The organism is Arthrobacter sp. Y3225116 (assembly GCF_059091245.1).
In genome coordinates this window covers 1-332 of the sequence record NZ_JBNHGL010000601.1, presented here as the reverse complement: position 1 = coordinate 332, position 332 = coordinate 1, and the positions used below count along the sequence as shown (strand labels likewise).

The window sequence follows — 332 nt, the reverse complement described above, 5'->3', positions numbered from 1 at the left end:
GCCTCCTGCAGCACGACCCCGATGCGGGCACGGAACGACGGCGCCGCCCGGTACGGGTCGACGCCGAGCACGGCGGCGCGGCCGGAGGTCGGCTTCCGGTGGCCCTCCATCATCTCGATGGTGGTGGATTTACCGGCCCCGTTGGGCCCGAGCAGCGCGTACGTTTCGCCCGTGCGGATCTGCAACGTGATGCCGTCCACGGCGCGGAAAGTTCCGCCGCCGGCACGGGGGTACTCCTTCACCAACCGGTCGAGGACGACGGCGGTGCCCGGCGGGGCAGGATCGGAGGCGGCTGGCTCCGGGCGGCCGGGGGCCGGCGCGCCCGGGGCGTC

Annotated in this window: 1 protein-coding gene; it reads right to left on the bottom strand. The window is 75.0% G+C overall.

The window, feature by feature from the left end; all coding sequences use genetic code 11:
* Positions 1–332: ATP-binding cassette domain-containing protein (locus AC5RV2_RS19155; protein WP_494093639.1), on the bottom strand; the 332-nt coding region annotated here is incomplete at both ends.